Source organism: Novosphingobium sp. SG919 (assembly GCF_012932495.1).
Lineage (GTDB): Bacteria > Pseudomonadota > Alphaproteobacteria > Sphingomonadales > Sphingomonadaceae > Novosphingobium > Novosphingobium rhizosphaerae.
The window spans coordinates 203095-219788 of the sequence record NZ_JABCNG010000004.1; the positions used below are offsets into that span (position 1 = coordinate 203095).

The following is a 16694-nucleotide window of genomic DNA, read 5'->3' on the forward strand; positions in this document are numbered from 1 at the left end:
CATGGGGCACAGGGCTGCGGTGCCGAAAATCCGGCAACCGCCAGTGTGGCGGAACATTACGAATTCAGACGGGATGGCGCTTGGTGATGAATGAACGGTACGCGAGCCTGACCGCCCCCGCCGCAGCGCGGGCACCGAACCCAGCCTCGGCGAGGGCCTCGACTCTCGCGGTGGCGCTGCTCGCCTCGACCACGCTGGTCAATCCGGCTCTGGCCCAGTCCGCGCCCAAGGCCAAGTCTGCTGCCGCCGCGGCACCCGCTGCCGCGCCGGCCGCTGCACCCGCCCCGGTTCCGGCAGCCCCTGCCGAACCGGTGCAGCTGGTCACCTCGATCACCATCGATGGCGCCCAGCGCCTCGAGCCTGATACGATTCGCTCGTACATCCGCCTGCGCGAGGGCGATCGCTATACCCAGGCCGCGGCCGACCAGGTGCTCAAGGACCTGTTCGCCACCGAACTCTTTGCCGACGTGCAGGTGCGCAACAACGCCGGCGCCGTGACCATCCAGGTCAAGGAAAACCCGGTCGTCAACCGCATCATCCTGGAAGGCAACAAGCGTCTCAAGGAAGACAAGATCCTTCCCGAGATCAAGCTTTCGGCGCGCCAGATCTTCACGCGGTCCAAGGTGCGCGCCGACGTGTCGCGCATCATCGAGCTGTACAAGCGCCAGGGCCGATTCGCCGCCTCGGTCGAGCCCAAGATGGTCATGCTCGACCAGAACCGCGTCGATATCGTGTTCGAGATCAGCGAAGGGCCCAAGTCCAAGGTTCGCCAGATCAACATCATCGGCAACTCGCAGTTCTCGGATACCGAGCTGCGCACCGAGATGGTGACCAAGCAGTCGCGCGCTTTCCGCCTGTTCTCCTCGGGCACCAGCTACGATCCCGATCGCCTCGCGTTCGACCAGCAGAAGCTGCGCCAGTTCTACCTGACCAAGGGCTATGCCGATTTCCGCGTGGTTTCGGCCGTGGCCGAACTGACGCCGGACAAGAAGGACTTCATCATCACTTACGTGGTGGAGGAAGGGAAGCGCTACAAGTTCGGCGACGTGAAGGTCGATAGCCAGCTGCGCGAGATCGACGGCGACAGCCTCGTCAAGAAGCTGCCGATGAAGGCGGGCGATTGGTACAACGCCAAGCTGGTCGAAGACACGGTCGACAGCCTGAGCGAGACGGCCGGCAGCCTGGGTTATGCCTTTGCCAACGTGCAGCCCGATTTCGCGCGGAACAAGGATGACCTCACCATGGGCATCAACTTCCGCATTGCGGAAGCGCCGCGCGTCTATGTCGAGCGGGTCGATGTCAATGGCAACACGCTGACGCAGGACAAGGTCATTCGTCGCGAATTCCGCCTGGCCGAAGGCGACGCGTTCAATTCCTACCAGATCAAGCGCTCGTCCAACCGCATCAAGTCGCTGGGCTATTTCCAGGAAAAGTTCGAAGTCGAACAGAAGCCGGGCACCACGCCCGATCGCATCGCGCTCGAAGCCAACGTGGAAGAAAAGCCCACCGGCCAGCTGCAGCTTTCGGCGGGCTTCTCGAGCCTGGAAAGCTTCATCTTCCAGGCCTCGATCCGCCAGGACAACTTCCGCGGTCGCGGCCAGACGATCGGCCTCTCGGTCGACTATTCGTACTATTCGCGCAGCGTCCAGGTCAGCTTTACCGAGCCGTACCTGTTCGATCGCAACATCTCGATGGGCGTGGACGTCTATCGCCGCGACTACAACAGCTTCAACTACCTCAATTCCAACCGCAACACGACGTACAAGCAGACCACCACCGGCTTCCAGATCCGCGCCGGCGTGCCGCTGACCGAGTACATGTCGCTGATCGGGCGCTACACGCTCAACTTCGACGACGTGACGCTGGACGAGGCGACCTATTACCTCGACGGCACGTGCAGCCCGCTGCTGGCCGGCCGTTATCTGTGCGATGCGATCGGCAGCCGCGTCAGTTCGATCATCGGCACCTCGCTGGTCTATGATACGCTGGACAACCGCATGCGCCCCACCAAGGGCACCTCGTGGCTGCTCAGCGGCGATATCGCGGGCCTGGGCGGTTCGGTGAAATACGCCCGTATCACCGCCAATGCCGCGCATTATTGGCCGCTGGGCAAGGGCTTTGTGTTCAGCCTGCGCGGCGAAGGCGGCGCGATCGCACCGCTCGCCAGCCGTTCGAGCGACCCGACCGTGGACGACGTGCGCCTGACCGATCGCTTCTTCCTGGGCCAGCCCCAGATGCGCGGCTTCGATATTCGCGGCGTCGGCCCGCGCGTGCTGCGCAAGTATTATTCGCGCAATTCCGATGGCACGTTTGGCGCGATCACCACCGATCGCAACTCGTGGTCCGACGACGCACTGGGTGGCCGCTTCTATTATATCGGCCACGCCGAAATGGAGATTCCGCTGGGCGCTGGCGCGCGCGAAATGGGCCTGCGTCCGTCGATCTTCATGGATGCCGGCGCGGTGTGGGGCGTGCGTCGCCCCGCCACCAGCACGGGCGTCGTGCTGTACACCGATGCGCTGACCGGCAAGGTCACCACTGCGGCCAATGCTTCGGACGGCACGGCCAACAGCACTTACCAGAAGTACGACGAAGTCTACGTCGGCAATTCACCTCAGCCGCGCGTCTCTATCGGCGTCGGCGTCAACTGGAACTCGCCATTCGGCCCGTTCCGCATCGACTTCGCCAAGGTCTTGAAGAAGGTCGACGGCGACGACACCCAGCCCATCACTTTCAACGTGGGAACCCAGTTCTGATGAAACTCCGCATTGCCTCGGCCCTGATCGCGGGCCTGATGATCTCGGCTGCCCCCGCAGCCATGGCTCAATCGCGCGCTGCCGCTCCGGCTGCGTCCACCGCTCCTGTCGCCAACGGCATCGCCTATGCAAATCCGCAGGCGATCGTCGGCTCGTCGTCGGCCTACCAGACCGCGATGCAGCAGCGCCCGGTCACCTACAAGGCGCAGATCGACCAGGCCAAGACGCGCAGCGACCAGATCAACGCCCAGCTCAAGCCGCTGGCCGACAAGTTCCAGGCCGACCAGAAGAACCCCAAGGCCGATCGCAACGCGCTGCAGGCCGAAGTGGAACAGATCCAGCAGATCCAGGAAGATGGCAAGCGCGAGATCCAGCAGATCCTGGCGCCGCTGAACCTGGCCGAACAGTATGTGATCGAACAGATTTCGGACAAGCTGGACGACGCTACCCAGCGCGCCATGGCCAAGCGCCGCGCCACGATCGTGCTCGACGTGCAGGCCGTGGTGAAGGGCGATCCGGCGTCCAACATCAGCCAGGATATCCTGACCGAACTCAACGCCCTGATCCCCACCGCACAGCTCGTGCCGCCCGCCGGCTGGATGCCGCGCGCGCAGCGTGAAGCCGCCGCGCAGCAGCAGGCCCAGCAGCAGGCCGCACCGGCTCAGGCCGGCGCCAAGGCGCCCGAAGGCCGCTAAGGCAAGGCAGGCAGGGGAAGATGACCGAGGAAGTCCAGGCCGCAACGGCCGCGCCGCTGTCGTTCGACGTGACCAAGGTGATGGCGGCGCTGCCGCATCGCTATCCCTTGCTGCTGGTCGATCGCGTCGCCTCGCTCGTGGTGGGTGAGCGCATCCACGCGATCAAGGCAGTGACCATGAACGAGCAGTTCTTCCAGGGTCACTTCCCCGGCCGCCCGATCATGCCCGGCGTCCTCCAGATCGAGGCGCTGGCCCAGGCGGCCGGCGTGCTCGCGGTCGAAACGCTCGGCCTCGCCGGGTCTGGCAAGCTGGTCTATTTCATGGCGATCGAGGATGCCAAGTTCCGCACGCCGGTGGAGCCGGGTTGCCTGCTCGACCTGCACGTGGAATTCACGCAAAAGCGGTCGCGCGTGTGCAAGTTTGCTGGCAAGGCCATGCTGGGTGACAAGATCGCCACGGAATGCAGCTTTACCGCGATGATCGCCGACAGCTGATTGCCTGCCGTTTTCGGCACGAGACTCGACAAGCGGCGCCCTTTGGATTAGGGGCGCCGCTTTCGAGTTTCCCTTACCCGTTTCCCAGCTGCCGGTCGGAACCGGCGGCATATCGGAGCAGTACCATGAAGGCCAACATCCACCCCGACTACCACTTCATCAAGGTGCAGATGACCGACGGCACCGTGTTCGAAACCCGCTCCACCTGGGGCAAGGAAGGCGACACGCTGGCACTCGACATCGATCCCACCTCGCACCCGGCCTGGACCGGTGGCAACCAGCGTCTGCTGGACCAGGGTGGCCGCGTGGCCCAGTTCAACAAGCGCTTCGGTGGCCTTACGCTCAAGAAGTGATTCGGCCGCATCGGGGGCGGGCCTTTGCGGGCCGCGCCCCTTGCGCACGAAGGGCGGCCTTGGCCGCCCTTTTTCGTATCCGTCGCCCAGCGCGGAAATGAAATCGCGCGGTTTGCGTGGCTGTCGGGGGCGTACCCGCTTGCTATGGCCCGGTCTCGTCATAAGGTAACGGCATGCTTCCACCCCTTTCCCCGTCCGGTCTGCTGGCCAATTCGCTCGATCGCCTGCTCGGTTACCAGTTGCGCCGCGCCTCGGCCGTGATGATGGCCGATCTGGCCCGCGAACTCGCCGATATCGAATTGCGCCCGGCGGAAGTCACCGCGCTGCTGGTGGTGGCGGAAAACCCCGGCTGTTCGCAAACCGAAGTGGGGCAGGTGCTGGGCATCAAGCGCGCCAACATGGTGCCGATCGTTTCGCGCCTGATGGATCGCGGCCTGATCGATCGCGAACGCGCCGATGGCCGCAGCCATGCCTTGCGCGTGACAGACACGGGCGCGGCCGTCGTTGCCGATGCCAAGGCGCGGATCGAACGTCACGAGCAGCGTTTTTCCCATCTGTTCGACGCCGATACCCTGGCCGCATTGCATGCCGCGCTGCCGGTGATTCGCGCGCAGCGTGAAGACGCCGAAGGCTGACCACGCCTTTCGTATTAGCTCCAAAACGGCCCCGGCCGCGCTTGCGCTGACCGGGGGCGGGGCGCAATCGCCCAGGGATGAACCCGGCGAGCGCGCATTCCCCGGCCTCTTTTGCGCCCGAACCAGAGAATCGCGGCGGGCAGGCCGGCTTTTCGCTGGTCGAACTGATCGTGGCCCTAGCCATTGCCGGCCTTGCCGCCACCGCGGTGATCCTGGCCATGCCGGGTTTTTCGTCCCTTCCCGAAACAGAGGCGCAGCGCCTGGCGCTTCGCCTGGCGGCGGCGCGCGATGCTGCCGTCATCGGTGGACGCCCCGTGGCGCTGACGATCGATCGCACGGGCTATGCCTTTGCCGTCCGCCATGACGATGCCTGGACCGCGCTGGCCGATCGGCGCCTGGCCGCCCATGCCTGGCCGCCCGGTCTTGCGGTCGATGTGCCCGGCGCTGGCGGTGTCACGCGGCGGGTGCTGTTCGATGCGGTTGGCATGCCCAGCGCGCCGCTGGCGGTCGAACTGGCGGCCGATGGGCAGCGCGCAGGCGTTGCCATGGCGCCTGATGGCGCGGTCACCGTGGTTGCGCGATGATGGCTCGCCCGCCCACGTCCAATGGTTTTTCGCTGCTTGAAGTGATGGTGGCGCTTGCGGTGTTTGCCGTGGCGGCGCTGGCGCTGCTGCGGCTTGAGGCGGCCAGCCTGGCGGGCAGCGCCGCGCTCGATCGGCGCCTGCTGCGCGATGTGACCGCCGGCAATCTGGCCACGCAATGGCGTACCGATCCCGGCGTCCCGACCGCGGGCGTGGTAGGCGGGATCACGATCAACGCAGGCCGCCGCTTTGCCTGGCAACGCAGCGTGCGGCGCGATGGCGCGCTGCTGGTGGCGCACATCACCGTCCGGGCGCTCGATGCGCCGGGCGAGGCGAGCGTTGCGCGCGCGGTGCAGTTCGCGCGATGATTGCGCACCGTGGCGCAGAGCGGGGCTTTACCCTGGTCGAAATGCTGGTGGCGCTTGCCGTCTTCGCGCTGATTGCCGCCGCTGCTCTGGGCCTGCTGCGCGGCACGGTGGCAAGCGAACTCGTGCTGCGCCGGCACGATGCCGATGCCGGCCGCCTGCGTCGCATGGTGGCGCTGTGGCGGGCAGACCTGGTCCAGGCCGAGCCACGCCTGGGGCTTGTTGCCGGCGCTCCCGATGGCGGCCTGTTGCTCGCCTTGGTGCGCGGCGGGCGGGCCAATCCGGAAGACTTGCCGCGCCCGCCGCTTGAGCGCCTGGAATACCGGTGGACCGGGCAGGCTCTGGTGCGGCGCAGCTATGCCCAGCTTGCCGGGGCGGCCCCCGCTGCGGAGGTGGTGATCCTGCCCCTGGCAACGCGGCCCCGCCTGCGGCTGCGCGACGATGCGGGCCGATGGCATGATCCGCCCTGGCCCGCCGGGGGGCAGGGGGCGGGCGATGCCTGGCCGGTTGCCGCCGAACTGCAGGTGCAGCCAGCCGGGCTTGCCGGGCCGCTCCAGCTTGTCGTGCCGGTCGGTCGGCCATGAGCGGGCGGCGCGAGGGCAGGGGGCCCGAACGGGGCGCTGCGCTGCTTGCGGTGCTGGTGCTGGTGGCGATCATGGCCGTGCTGGCCGCGCTGATGCTCGACAGGCTCGGCCTGGCGACCCGCCTGGCCGCCAATGTAGAGGCGCAAGGGGCCGCGCAACGCGCTCTGGCAGAGGGGGAAGCACGGCTTCTGGTGCAGCTCGGCGCCGGGCTGCGCTCGGGACAGGGCCACTGGCCGGTCCCGCGTGGACAGATCGCCTGGCGCGTGGGGCCGGGTGGCAATTGCTTCAACGTCAACGCCCTCGTCACGCCACAGGCCGATGGCACGCTGGGTCCGCGCGCGGCGGGCGTGCTCGAACTGCGCGCGCTTGCGGTCTCGCTGGGGACCGCGCCCGATGAAGCCCGGTCCCTGGCCGAGGGCATGGCGGGTTGGATCGAGGCTGCTGGCCGCCCGCTGCTCGCCGTTGGCGAACTGCGCGCCGTGGCGGGGATGACGGCGGCGCGCCATGCCCGCCTTGCGCCGTGGCTTTGCGCCTTGCCCGAAGCGGGCAGTTCGCCCGTGGCCCTGCGCAGCCTGGCGCCGGGGCAGGGACGCCTGCTGGCCATGTTCGCGCCGGACCTGTTGCCCGTGGCGCGGGCCGAGCAGGTGATCGCCCTGGCGCCGCCCGGTGGCTATCGCGATCTTGCCAGCGCGCTTGGGCCGGCACAGGGTCTGGCGCCGGGCGAAGTGCTGCTGGATGATCGCTGGCTGCGGGCACGGCTGGTCGCCACGATCGATTCGCAGGCGTGGTCCGAAGAGGTGCTGGTGGACGCCAGCCAGGCCACCCCGCAAATCGCTGCACGCACGTGGGGCGACGCCGCCGACCACTGAAAAAGTTATCCCCCGATGCAAGTTTTCCCTTTTCAAGGCGGCGGGATTGTTGCAAGGGCGGCCACCCGAACGGAGCACGCTTGATGCCGCCCCTTTCGGACTTGCGGACACGCCCCAGGGCGCCGCCGTGGCGATCGTAGCTCAGTTGGTTAGAGCGCCGGTTTGTGGTACCGGAGGTCGAGGGTTCGAACCCCTTCGATCGCCCCATTTCTCCTGACATTGCAGTGGGTGGCTCATGTGGCCGCCCCACGCCTTCTCCTCCCAAAGGTCCAAGGCTTTCCGCCGCTGTTTTGCTTGCCCTTGATCTGGCGCAATGGCACAGCAGAGCGGCCGGGCCATGGCCTGGTGGAGAAGGATCCCAAGTTCGCCGATATGCACGGTTTTGCCAATCCCGCCCGTTTTTTGCGGCTTGCCCGCTGGCTTATGCCGCTTTTGCTGGGGGTGGGGCTGGTCCTCGCTTTCGGCGCGCTGGCCTGGGGCCTGCTGGTGGTTCCGCCCGATCGGTTGATGGGGCAGACGGTGCGTATCCTGTTCATCCACGTGCCTTGCGCCTGGCTGGGCATGGCCGGCTGGTCCACCATCGCGGTGTCCAGCCTGGTCGAGCTGGTCTGGCGCCATCCGCTGGCGGCCATTGCCGCGCGGGCGGCGGCGGTGCCCGGGGCCGTGTTCACCGCGCTTTGCCTGATCACCGGATCGATCTGGGCGCGGCCGACCTGGGGTACCTGGTGGGTGTGGGACGGGCGGCTGACCAGCTATCTGATCCTGCTGTTCCTCTATTTCGGCTATATCGCGCTGGCCGGCGCGGCGCAGCGCGATGCCGCCGCGGGCAGCGGCGCCAGCCGCGTTACCGCGATCTTCGGCATGGTGGGCGCGATCAACATCCCGATCATCAACCGTTCGGTGATCTGGTGGAACAGCCTGCACCAGCCCGCCTCGATCACGCTGGGCAAGTCGTCGATCGATGGCACGTTCCTGTGGCCGCTGCTCATCGGCGCGCTGGGTTTTTCCTGTATTTTCGGCGGTGTCGTGCTGGCCCGCATGCGCACGCTGCTGGCCGATATCCAGGCCGAGGCGCGCCTGCGCCGCAAGGCCATGGCCTGACGGCCACGCGGGAGGGATTTTCATGCACGAACGCCTCGATCAATGGCATTATGTCGCCGCTGCCCTCACTGTCGGGGTGGTGGGCACGTTGCTGCTGGTGGGCCTTACCCTGTGGTCCATGCGCCGGGCCGAGGCGCGGCGCGATGCCGTGCGTGGCCGATCGGGCGGTCCCGAGAGAAAGAACACCGGGCGAAAGAGCGAAACATGAGTGCGATCAAGGCCAAGCATCAACGGCTGGTCCTGCTGGTCATTGCCCTGGCGGCGCTGATCGGCGCCGGGCTGCTGGCGGCCTGGGCGCTGTCCAAGCAGGCGAGCTATTTCTACGTGCCCAGCGATCTGGTGGCGCACCCGCCCGAACAGGGCCGGGCGGTGCGCCTGGGCGGCATGGTGCAGCGAGGATCGATCAAGACCATGCCCGATGGCGTGACGATCACGTTCGTGGTGGGCGATGGCAAGGCCACGGTGCCCGTGCGCTATGCCGGGATCACGCCCGACCTGTTCGTGGAAGGATCGGGCGTGGTGGCCGAAGGCCGCATGGAAGGCGCCACTTTCGTGGCTGACAATCTCCTGGCCAAGCATGACGAGAAATATGTGCCGCGCGAAATGAAGGACATGACCCAGGCCCAGGCCAAGGCCGTGGTGGCGGAAACGAAATGATCGCCGAACTCGGACTGGCCATTCTGTGGATGGCAGCGGCGCTGGCAGTGCTGCAACTCGTCGCCGGCGCGCTGGCGCTGCGGCCGCAGGGCGCGGGCATGGTGGGCGTGGTGCGCCCGGTGGCCGTGGCGCAAGGCGTGCTGGTGGCTCTGTCGTTTGCCGCGCTGATCACCCTGTTCGTGACCACCGATCTTTCGGTCAAGCTGGTGGCCGAAAACAGCCATTCGGCCAAGCCGCTGATCTTCAAGATCGCCGGAACCTGGGGCAACCACGAAGGCTCGATGCTGCTGTGGGTCACGATCATGAGCCTGGCGGGCGGGTTCGTGGCGCTGGTCGAACGGCGCCTGCCGGAAAAGACCCTGATCGCCACGCTGGCAGCGCAGGCTTTCGTCAGCCTGGGTTTCTATGCGTTCCTGCTGCTTGCGTCCAACCCCTTTGCCCGGCTGCCGCAGCCCGCGCCCGAAGGCGCCGGGCTCAACCCGTTGCTGCAGGATATCGGCCTCGCGTTCCATCCGCCCACGCTCTACGTCGGCTATGTCGGGCTTTCGATCGCGTTCAGCTTTGCCGTGGGCGCGCTGATCACGCGCGATGTCGGGCCGGCCTTTGCCCGCGCGATGCGCCCTTGGGTGCTGGGCGCGTGGATCTTCCTGACGGTGGGGATCACCGCCGGTTCCTATTGGGCATACTACACGCTGGGTTGGGGCGGCTGGTGGTTCTGGGACCCGGTTGAAAACGCTTCGCTCATGCCCTGGCTGGCGGCGACCGCGCTGCTCCACTCGGTGTCGGTGCTGGCCGCCCGCAATGCGCTGCGCGCCTGGACGGTGATGCTGGGCGTGATTGCCTTTTCCATGTCGATGGTCGGCACGTTCCTGGTGCGTTCGGGCATTCTCACCTCCGTCCATGCCTTTGCGGTCGATCCGGCGCGGGGCAGCTTCATCCTGGCCCTGCTGGCGATCTACATCGGCGGGGCGCTGCTGCTCTTTGCCCTGCGCGCCGGCACGGTGACCGAAGGCGCGCGCTTTGCCTTCGTCAGCCGCGAGGCGGCGCTGGTGTTCAACAACGTGATGCTCTGCGGCATCCTGGGCATCGTGCTGGTCGGCACGCTCTATCCGCTGTTGACCGAGGCGTTCGGCGTCAAGGTTTCGGTGGGACCGCCCTATTTCAACCCGGTTTCGGCGATCTTTGCCTTCCCCATGCTGGTGGTGATGGCGGTGGGGCCGCTTCTGCGCTGGAAGGACGATCGTGGCGGCCGCGTGGCTCCGGTGCTGGCGGTTCCGGCGCTGCTCGCCGTGGCGGTTGCAGGCGCGGCCTTTGCGTCGGGCGTCAACACGTTGCCCGCGCTGGGCCTTGGGCTGGGCGCCGGGCTGGCGCTCGCCAGCTTGCTGCCCTTGCGCGGCCGCAACCTGCGCCGCACCCCCCTGCCGGTCTGGGGCATGGTGGTCAGCCACCTGGGCCTGGCCGTCGCGGCGATGGGCATGGCCAGCGAAAGCGCGTTTTCGATCGAGAAGCTGGCCGCGCTCACCCCTGGTGAAACCCGCCAGGTCGGCCCTTATGCCCTGACGCTCGATCGCATCGATCCGGTGGCAGGTCCGAACTGGACGGCGCTGCAGGCCACGGTTTCGGCCCGCTACGCCGGCGGCGATGCGGTCGTGCTCACGCCGCAGGCGCGGGTCTTTGCCAATCCGCCCGGCACACGCACCGAATCCGCCTTGAAAACCCGCTGGAACGGCCAGCTCTATGTGGTGCTGGGTGAAGAGGGCGACGACGGCCGCTGGCAGATGCGCTTCTGGTGGAAGCCCTTCGTGCCGCTGATCTGGCTGGGCGGATTGCTCGTGGGCCTGGGCGGTTTGCTCGCCCTGGTCGGGCGGGTGGCCCGCGACGTGAAGCGGCTGGTGGCTATCGACAAGATCACGTTTCGCCGCGAAAGGCAGGGCCGATGAGCGGCCCGCCGTCCTCCGCTCCACGCAAGCCGGGCCTGGCGCTGTGGTTGCCGCTCGCGCTGTTTGCCGCCTTCCTTGCCCTGGTGGTCTGGGGCCTGCTGCGGCCCGACAACCGTGAAGTGGCCAGCACGTTCATCGGCAAGCCGATCCCGGCGTTCGATCTGCCGCCCGCAAGTGCCGACCGGCCGGGCCTCACCAGGGCGCAGTTCGTGGGTGGCAAGCCGCGCCTGCTCAACATCTTCGCCTCGTGGTGCGGCCCTTGCGCGGTGGAAGCGCCGCAGCTGGCCCAGCTGGCCGCAGCCGGGGCCGAGATCGATGGCGTGGCCATCCGCGACCGCAAGGACGATCTGGCCCGGTTCCTGGCAGCCAACGGCAACCCCTTTGCCCGCATCGGCCAGGATGACCTCAGCAAGGTGCAGATCGGCATCGGGTCTTCGGGCGTGCCCGAAACCTTCGTGGTCGATGCGCGCGGCGTGATCCGCTACCAGCATATCGGCGCGATCATGCCCGATGACGTGCCGATGATCCTGGGCAAGCTCAAGGAGGCAGGACAATGAAACGAAGCCGTTTCATTCTTGCTGCAGGCGCTGCCTTGGTCCTGCCGCTGGCCCCGCTCGTGGCGCAAGACAGCATGCCGCCTGCGCCCTATGCCTATCGCCAGCTGCCCGATCCGGCGCAGGAGGCCAAGGCGCAAGCCTTGATGGAAACGCTGCGCTGCCTCAAGTGCCAGAGCCAGTCGATCGCCGATTCCGATGCCTCGATGGCCGGTGACATGCGCAACGAAGTGCGCACGCGCATTGCCGCCGGGGAACAGCCCGAGGCGATCCGCCAGTGGCTGATCGACCGCTATGGCGACTATGTGAGCTATACGCCGCAGGTCAAGCCGCTGACCTGGCCGCTGTTTGCCGCGCCGGCGGTGTTCCTGGCGCTGGCCGCGCTGCTGCTGCGCGGGCGCTTTCGCCGTGCCAATCTTCGCAAGGACAAGCCATGACCTGGGTTCTGGTTCTCGCCGTGGCAGGGGTGGCGTTTGCCGCAATGGTCCTGATCGGGCGCCTGCCGCGCACCGGCTGGGAAGTGACGGGCGCAGCGCTGCTGTTCGGCCTTGCCGGTTATGCGCTGCAAGGCCATCCCGGCCTGCCTGGCGCCCCCACACCCGCTGTGGAAAACGCTGCGGTGGCTGATGCCACGCTGCTCAAGGAACGGCAGCAGATGGGCAATTCCTTTGCCAAGGGACGCAGCTGGTTGATCCTGGCCGACGGGCTCACGCGGCAGGGCCAATACCGCGCCGCGGCCGATGTGCTGGGCAAGGCCGCGCGTGAAAACCCCGATGATGCCGATGTCGAAGTGGCACTGGGCAATGCGCTGGTGGGGCATAGCGAGGGGCTGATTACCCCGGCCGCGCAATATGCGTTCCGCCGTGCCGCCGCGATCGATCCCAATCACCCCGGCCCGCCGTTCTTCATGGGCCTGGCGCTGGCGCAATCGGGCCGCCTGGTCGATGCGCGCGCGATGTGGGCCGATCTCTTGGCGCGCTCGCCCGCCGATGCGCCCTATCGCCCCGATCTGGCCGCGCGGCTGGAACGGCTGGACCAGATGATTGCCGCAAGCGGCGGCGCGCCGGCGGCTTCGGGAGAACCTGCGCCCGCGCCTGCGGCGCCGGCTCCGGCGTCCGGCAAGAAGTGAATTCTCGGGAACTGCTTGCCGCTTGCGGCGCTTTGGTCACCATTGCTTCAGGTTGGGCGCCGGTGCTAAGCGCCGGCCCGATTCGGCCCTATCGCGGGCCGGATGGTGACATGGGGCCAGTGCGGCCGGGGGCAGTCTTGCCATGAACAATGCCGTGGGTGAATCAGGGGCTGCGGACCGATCCGTTCCCGCCAATGCCGCGCCGCCGGCGCCAGGCCACGCGGGGCATGGCCATGGCCCCGGGCACCGGCAGGCCAGCGTGATCAAGATGGCCGTGGGCGCCGTGGGCGTGGTGTTCGGTGACATCGGCACCAGCCCGCTCTACGCCTTGCGCGATACTTTTGCCGGTCACCATCGCCTGCCGCTCGACCAGACGCACATCTACGGCATCGTCAGCCTGATGTTCTGGTCGATGATGATCATCGTGACGCTGAAATACGTCTCGGTGATCATGCGCGCCGACAACAAGGGCGAGGGCGGCAGCCTGGCGCTGCTGGCGCTGATCAACCAGCACACCGCGGGCAAGCGCTGGGGCCGGGGCATCGTGCTGCTGGGCGTGTTCGCCACCGCGCTATTCTATGGCGATTCGATGATCACCCCGGCGGTGTCGGTGATGGGTGCGATCGAGGGGCTCTCGGTCTACCAGCCCAGCATGCAAAGCTGGGTCGTGCCGATGGTGGTGGCGATCCTGATCGCGCTGTTCCTGATCCAGAGCCGGGGCACCGAGCGTGTCGCCACGTTCTTTGGCCCGATCATGCTGATCTATTTCGCCACGATCGCGGTGCTGGGGGCCGTGAGCATTGCCCTGTTGCCCGGAGTGATCGGCGCGCTTTCGCCCCACCACGCCGTGGCGATGTTCGCCGCCGATCCGTTCCGCGGCTTCCTGGCGATGGGCGCCGCCGTGCTGGCGGTGACCGGGGCCGAGGCACTCTATGCCGACATGGGCCACTTCGGGCGCAACCCGATCCGTGTTTCGTGGCTGGCGCTGGTGCTGCCCGCGCTCGTGCTCAACTACCTGGGCCAGGCCTCGCTGCTAATGCGCGAGGGCCAGGCCGCGCTGGTCAGCCCGTTCTATTTCCTGGCGCCCGACTGGTTCCAGTGGCCCTTGCTGATCATTGCCAGCCTGGCGGCGGTGATCGCCTCGCAAGCGGTGATCTCGGGCGCGTTTTCCGTCACGCAGCAGGCGATCCAGTTGGGCTTCATCCCGCGCATGACGATCCGCCACACCAGCACGTCGGCCGGGCAGATCTACATTCCGGTGATCAATTCCGCCCTGATGGTGGCGGTGATCCTCCTGGTGCTGATGTTCCGCCATTCGTCCAACCTCACGGCCGCCTATGGCATTGCCGTGACCGGGGCGATGATGATCGACAACGTGCTGCTGGGCGTGGTGCTGATCAAGCTGTGGCACTGGCGGCCGGTGCTGGCCACCGGCCTGCTGGCCTTGTTCATGGCGATCGACCTGGGCTACCTGGGCGCGAACCTTACCAAGATCCCCGATGGGGGCTGGGTGCCGCTGGTGATGGGCATCACCATCTTCACGCTGCTTACCACCTGGTCCCGCGGGCGGGCACTGATGCGGGCAGGGATGGCCGAAGGATCGATTCCCCTGGAGGTCTTCACCAAGTCTGCCCATTCCAGCGCCGCGCGGGTGGCCGGCACGGCGATCTTCATGGCCTCTGCGTCCAACGGGGTGCCCTCGGCGCTGTTGCACAACATCAAGCATAACAAGGTGCTGCACAACCGCGTGGTGATCCTGACGGTGCAGATCCAGGACGAGCCCTATGTCGATCTGGCGCAGCGATCGGACGTCAAGGACTTCGGCAACGGGTTCTATCGCCTCACCCTGCGCTTCGGGTTCCTGGAAGAGACCGACGTGCCGGCCGCGCTCAAGACCATCACCACCTGCGGTGAACCGTTCGACATGATGAAGACCAGCTTCTTCCTCTCGCGCCAGACGCTGATCCCCTCGGACAAGCCGGGCATGGCGCTGTGGCGGGAAAAACTGTTTGCCTGGATGCTCCGCAATGCGGCCAGCGCGATGGAATTCTTCCGCCTGCCAACCAACCGCGTGGTCGAGCTGGGCAGCCAGCTACGTATTTGATCGAAAACGGGCTATGCTGGGCTTTGCGGTCTGCGCCGGTTCTGGCAAAGCTATAACCGGTGGAAACCTCCACACATCATGCCGGGGCCTGTACGCGCGTGAGTGACATCGAAATCTTGCGCGATATCCTCGATGCGCAGCTGGAGATGGTCTGCCGTTTCACCGCGGATGGCACGATCCTGTTCGCCAACGCGGCGTATGCGCGCATGATGCAAAGCCCGCCCGAGCGGCTGACGGGCCGCAACTTGTGGGTCTTCATACCCGAAAGCGAGCATGCGGCGATCCGTGCCGAACTCGCGCAACTGACCCCGGACAATCCGGCGCGCACGATCGAGAATCGCCTGGAAGTGGCCGATGGCACCGTGCGCTGGACGCTGTGGCGCAACCACGCCCTGGCATTCGATGACCAGGGACGCTGGCAGGTGGCGCAATCCACCGGGATCGACATTACCGAGCGCAAGACCCTGGAAGATCGCCTGCGCCTGATGGTGGAGGAACTCAATCATCGCGTGAAGAATACGCTGATGGTGGTTCAGGCCATGGCGTGGCAATCGTTTCGGGGGGCGCATGCCCCGGTCGATGCGGTGGAGAATTTCAACGCACGGCTGCATGCGCTGGCCTCTGCCCACACGATCCTGAGCCGGGAGCAATGGGCCGGCGCGCCATTGGCCGAAGTGGTGCGCCAGGGGCTGACGATCTGCAACGGCGGCGAACTGGGCGTGGGCGGCGCGCGGCGGCTGGCCGTGGCGGGGCCAGACTTGCGAGTCTATGCCGCGCCAACGGTTTCGCTGGTCATGGTGCTGCACGAATTGGCGACCAACGCGATCAAGTATGGCGCCTTGTCCAACACGGCGGGCACCGTGGCGATCGCCTGGGACTTGCAGGACGATGGCAGCGTTGCCCTGGAATGGCGCGAGCATGGCGGCCCGCCGGTGGCGCCGCCGGCGCGCAGCGGCTTTGGCTCGCGGCTGATCCGCGACGCCATCACCCGCCAACTCAGCGGCGAAGCGCACCTTGACCATGCAGTGACCGGGCTTGTCGTCCGCCTTGTGCTGCCCGCCCAGCATTTCGATCCCCCCGCCGCCCACCCAGCCTTCCCAGACTTGCGCGAGGATGACACATGACCACGCCCGCCCAGCCTCTTGCCGGCCGCCGCGTGCTGGTGGTCGAAGACGAATTCATCGTGGCGGCCATGTTGGCCGACATGCTGGAAGACGAGGGCGCGGAGGTCGTCGGGCCGATCGGCACGCAGGTTGACGCCTTGGCCGTGGCGGCGAGCGAGGCACTGGACGTGGCCGTGCTCGATTGGAACCTGAACGGGGAACCGGGCGCGCCCGTCGCGCGCATCCTGCGCGCGCGTGGCATCCCCTTTGCCATTTCAACCGGCTATGGCGCGGTAGAAGCCGAATTTGCCGACGTGCCGGTGCTCAACAAGCCCTATGCCCCGGCTCGCCTGACCGCCTGCCTCGAAGGCCTGCTGGCGGGCTGAACCGGGGCTGGCATATTAGCGATCAGTGCTTGAGCGAGTCAGACGCTTCGTCGGCGCCCTGCTTCACCCGATTGCCAAACTTGTCGGCGGCAGTGCCGGCCTTGTCAGCCGCCTTGTCGAGCTTGTGCCCGGCGTCGTCGGCGGCCTTGTCTGCAGCCTTGCTGGCGTTGTCGAGCGCCTTGTCGGCGGCGGCAGCAACGTTGTCCGCGGCCTTGTCGGCAGCGCGGCCAGCGTCCTTGGCGGCGTCGCGCGCATCGTCAGCGGCCGAATTGGCAGCAGCCGCAGTCTGGTCCTGGGTCTTTTCCGAACAAGCGGCAAGGCCGCCTGCGGCAAGCATCAGCGCAGGAAGGGCGAGGATAATACGGCGCATGAGACGGTCACTCCCGTT

The 16694-nt window shown here is 67.0% G+C and carries 20 protein-coding genes and 1 tRNA gene; 20 read left to right on the forward strand and 1 reads right to left on the reverse strand.

The genetic code is table 11. The features are described 5' to 3' along the window. Nucleotides 1-86: 86 nt before the first annotated feature. From bamA to FHT19_RS16450, 20 genes are all read left to right on the forward strand, one after another. The gene (gene bamA / locus FHT19_RS16355; protein ID WP_169475942.1) at nucleotides 87-2756 is read left to right on the forward strand and encodes an outer membrane protein assembly factor BamA; all 2670 of its coding nucleotides are present in this window, start codon (nucleotides 87-89) and stop codon (nucleotides 2754-2756) included. Beyond that, entirely contained in the window at nucleotides 2756-3451 is a 696-nt protein-coding gene (locus tag FHT19_RS16360) for an OmpH family outer membrane protein (RefSeq protein WP_168556703.1), read from the forward strand. The genes bamA and FHT19_RS16360 overlap by 1 nt, the downstream gene beginning before the upstream one ends. A gap of 20 nt (nucleotides 3452-3471) precedes the next feature. After that, nucleotides 3472-3945, forward strand: coding sequence for a 3-hydroxyacyl-ACP dehydratase FabZ (fabZ, locus tag FHT19_RS16365; protein WP_168556704.1), 474 nt, complete (start codon nucleotides 3472-3474; stop codon nucleotides 3943-3945). Nucleotides 3946-4070: 125 nt separating this feature from the next. Continuing rightward, nucleotides 4071-4298: a 50S ribosomal protein L31 gene (rpmE, locus tag FHT19_RS16370; RefSeq protein WP_022677314.1), complete on the forward strand. Its 228-nt coding sequence runs from the start codon at nucleotides 4071-4073 to the stop codon at nucleotides 4296-4298. Between the two features lie 173 nt (nucleotides 4299-4471). After that, on the forward strand, nucleotides 4472-4933 hold the full coding sequence (locus FHT19_RS16375; RefSeq protein ID WP_169475943.1) for a MarR family transcriptional regulator: 462 nt from the start codon (nucleotides 4472-4474) through the stop codon (nucleotides 4931-4933). 77 nt (nucleotides 4934-5010) lie between these two features. Further along, nucleotides 5011-5517 (forward strand): GspH/FimT family pseudopilin, encoded by a 507-nt coding sequence (locus tag FHT19_RS16380; RefSeq protein ID WP_169475944.1) that lies wholly within the window; start codon nucleotides 5011-5013, stop codon nucleotides 5515-5517. Then, a complete protein-coding gene (gspI, locus tag FHT19_RS16385; protein WP_169475945.1) occupies nucleotides 5514-5882 on the forward strand; it encodes a type II secretion system minor pseudopilin GspI in 369 nt (122 codons plus the stop codon). The genes FHT19_RS16380 and gspI overlap by 4 nt, the downstream gene beginning before the upstream one ends. After that, complete coding sequence (locus tag FHT19_RS16390) at nucleotides 5879-6463, forward strand: type II secretion system protein GspJ (protein WP_169475946.1); 585 nt, start codon at nucleotides 5879-5881, stop codon at nucleotides 6461-6463. The genes gspI and FHT19_RS16390 overlap by 4 nt, the downstream gene beginning before the upstream one ends. Then, nucleotides 6460-7332, forward strand: a complete 873-nt coding sequence (locus FHT19_RS16395; RefSeq protein ID WP_169475947.1) for a type II secretion system protein GspK — start codon at nucleotides 6460-6462, stop codon at nucleotides 7330-7332. Before FHT19_RS16390 ends, FHT19_RS16395 begins: the two co-directional genes overlap by 4 nt. 130 nt (nucleotides 7333-7462) lie before the next feature. Then, a tRNA-His gene (locus FHT19_RS16400) sits at nucleotides 7463-7539 on the forward strand. A 165-nt stretch (nucleotides 7540-7704) separates the two neighbouring features. Beyond that, nucleotides 7705-8433 carry a heme ABC transporter permease CcmC gene (gene ccmC / locus FHT19_RS16405; RefSeq protein WP_168556997.1) on the forward strand — a complete coding sequence of 243 codons (729 nt, stop codon included), beginning with the start codon at nucleotides 7705-7707 and terminating at the stop codon, nucleotides 8431-8433. Nucleotides 8434-8455: 22 nt separating this feature from the next. Continuing rightward, nucleotides 8456-8641 carry a hypothetical protein gene (locus tag FHT19_RS16410; RefSeq protein WP_169475948.1) on the forward strand — a complete coding sequence of 62 codons (186 nt, stop codon included), beginning with the start codon at nucleotides 8456-8458 and terminating at the stop codon, nucleotides 8639-8641. Continuing rightward, entirely contained in the window at nucleotides 8638-9090 is a 453-nt protein-coding gene (gene ccmE / locus FHT19_RS16415; RefSeq protein WP_168556710.1) for a cytochrome c maturation protein CcmE, read from the forward strand. Before FHT19_RS16410 ends, ccmE begins: the two co-directional genes overlap by 4 nt. After that, nucleotides 9087-11030, forward strand: a complete 1944-nt coding sequence (locus tag FHT19_RS16420) for a heme lyase CcmF/NrfE family subunit (RefSeq protein WP_169475949.1) — start codon at nucleotides 9087-9089, stop codon at nucleotides 11028-11030. Before ccmE ends, FHT19_RS16420 begins: the two co-directional genes overlap by 4 nt. After that, entirely contained in the window at nucleotides 11027-11587 is a 561-nt protein-coding gene (locus tag FHT19_RS16425) for a redoxin family protein (RefSeq protein WP_169475950.1), read from the forward strand. Before FHT19_RS16420 ends, FHT19_RS16425 begins: the two co-directional genes overlap by 4 nt. After that, a complete protein-coding gene (locus FHT19_RS16430; protein WP_168556713.1) occupies nucleotides 11584-12021 on the forward strand; it encodes a cytochrome c-type biogenesis protein in 438 nt (145 codons plus the stop codon). The genes FHT19_RS16425 and FHT19_RS16430 overlap by 4 nt, the downstream gene beginning before the upstream one ends. Beyond that, nucleotides 12018-12713, forward strand: a complete 696-nt coding sequence (locus FHT19_RS16435) for a tetratricopeptide repeat protein (RefSeq protein WP_169475951.1) — start codon at nucleotides 12018-12020, stop codon at nucleotides 12711-12713. Before FHT19_RS16430 ends, FHT19_RS16435 begins: the two co-directional genes overlap by 4 nt. A 268-nt stretch (nucleotides 12714-12981) precedes the next feature. Continuing rightward, nucleotides 12982-14817, forward strand: coding sequence for a potassium transporter Kup (locus tag FHT19_RS16440; protein WP_248290540.1), 1836 nt, complete (start codon nucleotides 12982-12984; stop codon nucleotides 14815-14817). A gap of 98 nt (nucleotides 14818-14915) precedes the next feature. After that, nucleotides 14916-15941, forward strand: coding sequence for an HWE histidine kinase domain-containing protein (locus FHT19_RS16445; protein WP_169475953.1), 1026 nt, complete (start codon nucleotides 14916-14918; stop codon nucleotides 15939-15941). Further along, nucleotides 15938-16306 (forward strand): response regulator, encoded by a 369-nt coding sequence (locus FHT19_RS16450; RefSeq protein WP_168556717.1) that lies wholly within the window; start codon nucleotides 15938-15940, stop codon nucleotides 16304-16306. Before FHT19_RS16445 ends, FHT19_RS16450 begins: the two co-directional genes overlap by 4 nt. A gap of 22 nt (nucleotides 16307-16328) precedes the next feature. Here FHT19_RS16450 and FHT19_RS16455 read toward each other — a convergent pair whose 3' ends face one another. Then, a complete protein-coding gene (locus tag FHT19_RS16455; protein WP_168556718.1) occupies nucleotides 16329-16676 on the reverse strand; it encodes a hypothetical protein in 348 nt (115 codons plus the stop codon). Nucleotides 16677-16694 lie beyond the last annotated feature (18 nt).